General features: G+C 68.5%; 6 protein-coding genes. 3 read left to right on the plus strand and 3 right to left on the minus strand.

Annotated features, from left to right (window positions below; translation table 11 throughout):
* Positions 1-346, plus strand: a 346-nt coding sequence (locus EHS43_RS31765) for an Rv3235 family protein (RefSeq protein ID WP_260470802.1), incomplete at its 5' end; no start/stop codon positions are given.
* 171 nt (positions 347-517) lie between these two features.
* Here EHS43_RS31765 and secA read toward each other — a convergent pair.
* The gene (gene secA, locus EHS43_RS31770; protein ID WP_125194137.1) at positions 518-3358 is read right to left on the minus strand and encodes a preprotein translocase subunit SecA; all 2841 of its coding nucleotides are present in this window, start codon (positions 3356-3358) and stop codon (positions 518-520) included.
* A gap of 271 nt (positions 3359-3629) precedes the next feature.
* Between secA and EHS43_RS31775 the strand changes: the two genes are divergently transcribed.
* Entirely contained in the window at positions 3630-4214 is a 585-nt protein-coding gene (locus EHS43_RS31775; RefSeq protein ID WP_125194138.1) for a GNAT family N-acetyltransferase, read from the plus strand.
* Between the two features lie 50 nt (positions 4215-4264).
* On the plus strand, positions 4265-5431 hold the full coding sequence (locus EHS43_RS31780) for a winged helix-turn-helix domain-containing protein (RefSeq protein ID WP_125194139.1): 1167 nt from the start codon (positions 4265-4267) through the stop codon (positions 5429-5431).
* Here EHS43_RS31780 and EHS43_RS31785 read toward each other — a convergent pair.
* Together EHS43_RS31785 and raiA are read right to left on the minus strand one after the other, a co-directional pair.
* Entirely contained in the window at positions 5417-6163 is a 747-nt protein-coding gene (locus EHS43_RS31785) for a response regulator transcription factor (RefSeq protein ID WP_125194140.1), read from the minus strand. The genes EHS43_RS31780 and EHS43_RS31785 overlap by 15 nt on opposite strands.
* A gap of 202 nt (positions 6164-6365) precedes the next feature.
* Complete coding sequence (gene raiA / locus EHS43_RS31790) at positions 6366-7058, minus strand: ribosome-associated translation inhibitor RaiA (RefSeq protein WP_125194141.1); 693 nt, start codon at positions 7056-7058, stop codon at positions 6366-6368.
* Between the last annotated feature and the right edge of the window lie 574 nt (positions 7059-7632).

The following is a 7632-nucleotide window of genomic DNA, read 5'->3' on the forward strand; positions in this document are numbered from 1 at the left end:
CCCCCAGCCCCGCCCCACCGACCTCTTCGCCGATCTCCTGCTCGCGGTCCTGAGCGGCCAGCGCCCCGTCCACTCGATGCTCCGGCACACCGCGGGCCGCGCCTACGACGAGCTGGCCTGGCTCGCCGAGCGGGGCCCCCTGCGCACCCGCGGCGCGCGTCCGGTCGTCCGGGACATCGGGTACTACGTCCCCCGTGACGGCGCCCTGGAGGCCTTCGCCCGCATCGGCGCGGGCGACCAGCTGCGCGCCATGGCCTTCCGCCTGGAGCAGGGCCAGGACCTGCGCTGGCGCTGCACGGCGGTGGAACTGGGCGGCCCCCGGGCTCCCCGTCCGCAGGACGACTGAAGGGCCCGGAGACGGCTGAAGGGCCCGGGGACGACGAGGAGCCCGGAGCGGCCGGCGGGTGACCCACACGGCGAAGGGCCGGCCACCCCGAGGTGACCGGCCCTTCGTACGCCCCGGCGCCACACGCGCCGTCACGTCGATCCCTGCACGGCGTCCAGCACGCCGTGGGCACTACTTCTTACGGCGGCCCCGGGCACGGGACTGCTTGCGACGCTCCGCGCGCGTGAGGCCGTCCGCCTCGGAGCGCACGGGCTCGTCGTCGTCGGCGAACTCGCCCTCGATGACGCCGCCCTCGCCGTCCACGGTCGGTGCGGAGAAGTGCAGGTCCCTGCGCTGCGGGGCGTCGAGCCCCTTCGCGCGGATCTCGGGACGCGCGCCGGCCTGCGCCGGAACGGAGTCCTGCTTGGCCAGGGACGGCTTCTCGTCCTCGACCGGGACCTCCTCGACCTGCTGCTCGACCTGGACCTCCAGGTTGAACAGGTAGCCGACGGACTCCTCCTTGATGCCCTCCATCATGGCGGTGAACATGTCGAAGCCCTCGCGCTGGTACTCGACCAGCGGGTCCTTCTGGGCCATCGCGCGCAGGCCGATGCCCTCCTGGAGGTAGTCCATCTCGTAGAGGTGCTCGCGCCACTTGCGGTCCAGGACCGACAGCACGACCCGGCGCTCCAGCTCACGCATGATCTCGGAGCCGAGCTGCGCCTCGCGCGCCTCGTACTGCTCGTGGATGTCGTCCTTGATGGACTCGGAGATGTACTCGGCGGTCAGACCCGCGCGGTCGCCCGCCGCGTCCTCCAGCTCCTCGACGGTGATCTTGACCGGGTAGAGCTGCTTGAACGCGCCCCACAGCCGGTCGAGATCCCAGTCCTCGGCGAAACCCTCGGCGGTCTCCGCCGCGACGTACGCGTCGATCGTGTCGTCCATGAAGTGGACGATCTGCTCCTGGAGGTCCTCGCCCTCCAGGACGCGGCGGCGCTCGCCGTAGATGACCTCGCGCTGGCGGTTGAGAACCTCGTCGTACTTCAGGACGTTCTTACGGGTCTCGAAGTTCTGCTGCTCGACCTGCGACTGCGCGGACGCGATCGCGCGCGTGACCATCTTGTTCTCGATCGGGACGTCGTCCGGGACGTTCGCCATCGACATCACGCGCTCGACCATCTGGGCCTTGAACAGCCGCATCAGGTCGTCGCCGAGAGAGAGGTAGAAGCGGGACTCGCCGGGGTCGCCCTGACGGCCGGAACGACCGCGCAGCTGGTTGTCGATACGGCGCGACTCGTGCCGCTCGGTACCGAGGACGTAGAGGCCGCCGAGCTCCTTGACCTCTTCGAACTCCGCCTTGACCGCCCGCTCGGCCTTCTCCAGGGCGGCCGGCAGCGCGGCGGCCCACTCCTCGATGTGCTCCTCGGGGTCGAGGCCGCGCTGGCGCAGCTCCGCCTCGGCGAGGTCCTCGGGGTTGCCGCCGAGCTTGATGTCGGTACCACGGCCGGCCATGTTCGTGGCGACGGTGACGGCACCCTTGCGGCCGGCCTGGGCGACGATGATCGCCTCTCGGTCGTGCTGCTTGGCGTTCAGCACCTCGTGCTGGACGCCGCGCTTGCTCAGCTGCTGCGAGAGGTACTCGGACTTCTCGACCGAGGTCGTGCCGACGAGGATCGGCTGGCCCTTCTCGTGCTTCTCGACGATGTCGTCGACGACCGCCTCGAACTTGGCGACCTCGGTGCGGTAGATCAGGTCCGACTGGTCCTTGCGGATCATCGGCTTGTTCGTCGGGATCGGCACCACGCCGAGCTTGTAGATCTGGTGGAACTCGGCGGCCTCGGTCATGGCCGTACCGGTCATGCCGCACAGACCGGGCGTTTCCTTGCCGTTGTGGTCGTGGCGCTTGTAGAGGCGGAAGAAGTTCTGGAGGGTGATCGTGGCGAGGGTCTGGTTCTCGTCCTTGATGTCCACCCCTTCCTTCGCCTCGATCGCCTGGTGCATGCCCTCGTTGTAGCGGCGGCCGGCGAGGATACGGCCGGTGTGCTCGTCGACGATCATGACTTCGCCGTCCATGACGACGTAGTCCTTGTCCTTCTTGAAGAGCTCCTTCGCCTTGATGGCGTTGTTCAGGTAGCCCACCAGAGGGGTGTTCACCGACTCGTAGAGATTGTCGATGCCCAGCCAGTCCTCGACCTTGCTGACACCGGACTCGTGGATGGCGACCGTGCGCTTCTTCTCGTCGACCTCGTAGTCGCCGGTCTCCTCGATGCCCTTGAGCGGGTTGCCGGCCTCGCCCTTCTTCAGGCGGGTGACCAGCTTGGCGAAGTCGCCGTACCACTTGGTGGCCTGGTCGGCCGGGCCGGAGATGATCAGCGGCGTACGGGCCTCGTCGACCAGGATGGAGTCGACCTCGTCGACGATGGCGAAGTTGTGGCCGCGCTGGACGAGTTCGTCCTTGGCCCAGGCCATGTTGTCGCGCAGGTAGTCGAAGCCGAACTCGTTGTTCGTGCCGTAGGTGATGTCGCAGTTGTACTGCTCGCGGCGCTGGGCCGGCGTCATGTTGGCGAGGATGCAACCGACGCTGAGACCGAGGAACTTGTGGACGCGGCCCATCATCTCGGAGTCGCGCTCGGCCAGGTAGTCGTTGACCGTGATGAGGTGGACGCCCTTGCCGGACAGCGCGTTCAGGTACGCGGGCAGGGTGCCGACGAGCGTCTTGCCCTCACCGGTCTTCATCTCGGCCACGTAGCCGAGGTGGAGGGCGGCGCCGCCCATGATCTGCACGTCGTAGTGGCGCTGGCCCAGCGCGCGCTTGGCGGCCTCGCGCACCGTGGCGAACGCCTCGGGAAGCAGGTCGTCCAGGCTCTCGCCGTCGGCGTACCGCTGCTTGTACTCCTCGGTGAGGGCCCGCAGCTCGGCGTCGGAGAGGTCGATGAAGTCCTCTTCGATGGAGTTGACCTGGTCCGCGATGCGGTGCAGCTTGCGCAGGATCTTGCCTTCGCCTGCACGCATGATCTTCGAGAGGACGGACACGGGGGTTGGTCTCCTTGCCGATCGGGCCTGGGACGGTCGGTTTCCATTTGACTTACTGAGCAACGGCCATCGTATGCGAGGACCCCGCCGCGTCGGGAGGCCTGCCGGGTACGCCGACTGTCAGCTCTTTCAAATCTGCTTCAAAGGGGACAACGGACGGGCAAGGCCGATGGTGCCGCGGCCCGCCCACGATTTGCGCGAATTGTGATCACTCGCTCACCGACAGCGAAACCGTTGGCGTCCACACCGAACACCTGAGCAGAATCGGCCGATGGAACCCGTCACGCTGACCACGGACCGTCTCCTGCTGCGCCCGCCCGCCCCGCGGGACACCGAGACCGTCCTCGCGGCCGTGCAGGACCCCGACATCCTGCGCTGGACCACGATCCCCTCGCCCTACCTGGTGGAGCACGCCCAGAGCTTCACCGAGCAACTGTCCCCGGCGGGCTGGGCGAACGACACGATGTTCACCTGGGGCCTCTTCCTCCCCGCACACCTGCCCGAAGGCGAGGAGCTGGTGGGCATGCTGGGACTGACCATGCGCGCGCCGGGCACGGCCGAGATCGGCTACTGGGCCACCAAGGCACACCGCGGCAACGGCTACGTCACCGAGGCCGTGCTCGCCGCCTCCCGCTGGGCCTGCACCGAGTTGTCGATCGACCGCGTGGAGTGGCGCGCGGAAGTCGGCAACCAGCCCTCGCGCGCGGTGGCGGAGCGCGCCGGTTTCGTCATCGAGGGCGTCCTGCGCTCCGGCATCGCCCACCAGGGCGTGCGCCGGGACTGCTGGGTGGGCTCGCTGCTGCCCTCGGACCTGGGCCTGCCGTCGACGGCGCAGTACCTTCCCGCGCCCCGGTAGATCCGCGGCTCCCCTCGCGTTGTCAGTGCCGGCCTCTATCGTTCGGACCCATGACGACTCCGCCTCCCACCACCGACCTCTCGGCCGACGAGGCCCGCCGCATTGTGCTGCGCGCCCAGGGCTTCCTGGGCACTCCCGACCGCCGGGCCGGAGTCCGCGGCGTCCTGCGCCACCTCGGCGCGGTCCAGCTCGACACCATCTCGGTCCTCGCCCGCTCCCACGAGCTGATCCCGTACGCCCGTCTCGGCGCGGTGGGCCGCAAGAAGGTGGAGAGCGCCTACTGGGAGGACACGCACGCCTTCGAGTACTGGTCGCACGCGGCGTGCATCCTGCCCATCGAGGAATGGCCCCACTTCGCCTTCCGCCGCCGCGCCTACCGCAGCCGCCCGCACTGGAACCACCAGCTCCCGGACGGCACCTACGACCAGGTCATCAAGCAGCTCCGCGCGGAAGGCCCCCTGACGGCCACGGAGTTGGGCGGCGCGAAGAAGACCAGCGAGTGGTGGGACTGGTCCGGCACCAAGGTCGCCGTCGAGCGCGCCCTGATGTACGGCGAGGTGGTCTGCGTGGAACGCCGCGGCTGGAAGCGCGTGTACGACCTCGCCGAGCGCGCCGTCCCGGCCGACCTGCTCCACGACGAGCTGGACGACACCGAGTGCCTGCGCCGCCTGGTCGGTCTGGCCGGCCGGTCGCTGGGGGTCGGCACCCGCGCGGACATCGCCGACTACCACCGCCTCAAGGGCGAACAGGTCGACGCGGTCATCGCGGACTCGGGCCTGGTGCCGGTCACGGTCGAGGGCTGGGGCAAGCCCGCCTGGGCCGATCCCGCGGCCCTGGAGACACCTCCGCGCGGCCGCCACCGCACCACTTTGCTGTCCCCGTTCGACTCCCTGATCTGGGAGCGCGCCCGCACGGAGCGGATCTTCGGCTTCACTCACCGGCTGGAGGCGTACGTCCCCAAGCCCAAGCGGATCCATGGCTACTTCGCGATGCCGGTGCTGGCCGGTGGCCGTCTCGTCGGTCGCGTGGACCCGGCCCGGGAGGGCGGCACGCTGGTGGCCAGGCAGGTCACTCTGGACGGCCCGAAGGCGGTTCCGGCGGTGGCCCAGGCGCTGGTCGAGGCGGCGAGCTGGGTGGACTGCACGGACGTGCGCGTGGAGCGGGTGGACGCTCCGGAACTCCGCGAGGCCCTCGTGAGGGAGCTAGCGGATCTCTAGGATCTTCTCGCGCATCGCGTAGACGACGGCCTCCATCCTGGAGTGCAGCTGCAGCTTCTCCAGGATGTTGCGCACATGGTTCTTCACGGTGTTCTCGGAGATGAACAACTCCTTCGCGATGTCGCGGTTGTTCATCCCGGTGGCGACGAGCTTGAGGACTTCCAGCTCACGGTCCGTCAGCCGCGGGGCCGGCACGAGCCGGCGCTCGTCCGTGCGCTGGATCATCGACTTGAACTCGGTGAGCAGTTTCGACGCCATGGACGGGCTGATCTGCGACTGCCCGTCGGCCACGGCACGGATGGCGGTGGCCACCTCGTCCGTGGAGATCTCCTTGAGGAGATATCCGGTCGCGCCCGCCTTGATCGCGTCGTAGAGGTCGGCTTCCTCATCGCTGATCGTCAACATGATGATCTTGGCGCTGGGTGCTACTTCCTTGATGGAGGTGCAGGCCTCGATCCCGCCCCGCTTGGGCATCCGCACGTCCATCAGCACGATGTCCGGCAGCAGGTCGGCGGCCTTGTCGACGGCCTCGGCGCCGTCGCCCGCCTCCCCCACGACCTGGATGTCCTCCTCGGCCGCGAGCACGATCTCCAGTCCGCGCCGGAAGAGTGCGTGGTCGTCCACGACGAGAACCCGGATCGGCTCCTTGCGTGGAGAGCCCGTGTCCGCGCTCATGCCGACGACGCCGTCGCCGGCGTTGTGGCCGTGCAGCGGTCCGAAGCTGTCCGCCATCGTTCCTCCCCCTGAAGGCTGTGGCTGGTCCTGTGCCATCGCCAACCCAAGGCAACGACCCACCGGTTGGGCCGATGGAGCCATGATTTCATGCCCGGACGACAGTGCGGTGACAGAGCGAGGCGCGCAATGGTCGCACGCGGGTGCCCCTGGGGGCGCACACGCGCTCCAGGGGCACCGGCTCAGCTGTCGTCCGGGAGGGTCAGCTGCCCGTCGTGTCGCCGGCCGCGGGAGAGTGCGCCCGGGCGACCATCGGGTCCGTGCTCAGGTGGATGACGCCGTAGTCATAGGCGTGCCGCCGGTAGACGACACTCGGTTCCTTCGTCTCGGAGTCGACGAACAGATAGAAGTCGTGCCCGACCAGCTCCATCTCGTAGAGCGCCTGGTCGAGGGTCATCGGGGAGGCGACGTGGGTCTTCTCGCGGACGACGAGCGGGCCTTCACCCTTGATCTCCAGCGAGCCGATCCTCTTGGTGGGCACACCGTCCGGCTCTTCGTCGTGGACGGGAAGCCCGTTGCCGTTGAGGGTGGCCGCGTCCGGAACGTGGTCGGCGACCTCGGCCGCCGTGAGCCTCCGTGCGCCCCTGCGCGTGTGGCGCTTGTCGTGCTGCTTGCGCAGCCGGGCATCCAGCTTCTCCGCCGCCAGGTCGAGTGCCGCATACGGGTCGCTGGCTGCCGCTTCCGCCCGGATCACCGGACCGCGGGAGCGGAGCGTGATCTCCACTCGGTCACAGCGGTCGGCCTGTCGGGGGTTCGGCTCCTTGGACACCTCGACGTCGAGGCTGATCACCTTGCCATCGAGCTTCTGGATCTTCTCCAGCTTCAGCTTCTCGGCCACGTGCTTGCGGAACCGCTCGGGCACCTCGGTCTTGCGGCCCTTGACGACGATGTCCACGCAGAACTCCGTTCCCGGATCGCTCCGCCTCGATGCGGAGCATCTCCCTTTTGCACCAGGCCCCGGTGAGCCCCGGAACCTATGGACTCGGTGACGTCCACCTCCTCCCCCGCGGGCAAGATCTCCATTCCACCGTCGCGGGTGATGGTGGAAATCCCGCGGGCACGGCATTCGGATTTGCGAGGTGTGGCCTGCGCCTTTCTCTCACAACCGAACATATCTCGCCTGGGTGGATGTCGTCACCCTCTACTGCGGCGTACCTCCGTTCAGGTGAATTTACCCTCTCGTAACCTGCAACGATGCAACTACGCAGTCAGTTCCGGTTTATTTCGAAAGAATCCGGCGACGCCGCGACCACAGCGGCGCGGACGACGTCACGGACGTCGTCGGCGCCCGCCGTTGTCGCCGAGCGGCGCTCCCGGCCCGAGCCCTCCTCCGTCACTGCGATCATCCGTTCCCCCATGCCTTCCCGGGTTGTGGCGGTGTACACGAGACCAGGCCGTTCATCGCCGCCTCCGGCCACTCCTCGTCCACCCGGAGGCCCACTTCCGTCCTGCCGTCGTTCGCCATGACG

This window comes from Streptomyces sp. RP5T (genome assembly GCF_003933965.1).
Taxonomy (GTDB): Bacteria; Actinomycetota; Actinomycetes; order Streptomycetales; family Streptomycetaceae; genus Streptomyces.

Excerpts from the sequence above, each read along its gene's own strand:
- EHS43_RS31775 (WP_125194138.1), top strand. The coding sequence starts at position 3,630 with ATGGAACCCGTCACGCTGACCACGGACCGTCTCCTGCTGCGCCCGCCC.
- EHS43_RS31780 (WP_125194139.1), top strand. The coding sequence starts at position 4,265 with ATGACGACTCCGCCTCCCACCACCGACCTCTCGGCCGACGAGGCCCGC.
- EHS43_RS31785 (WP_125194140.1), bottom strand. The coding sequence starts at position 6,163 with ATGGCGGACAGCTTCGGACCGCTGCACGGCCACAACGCCGGCGACGGC.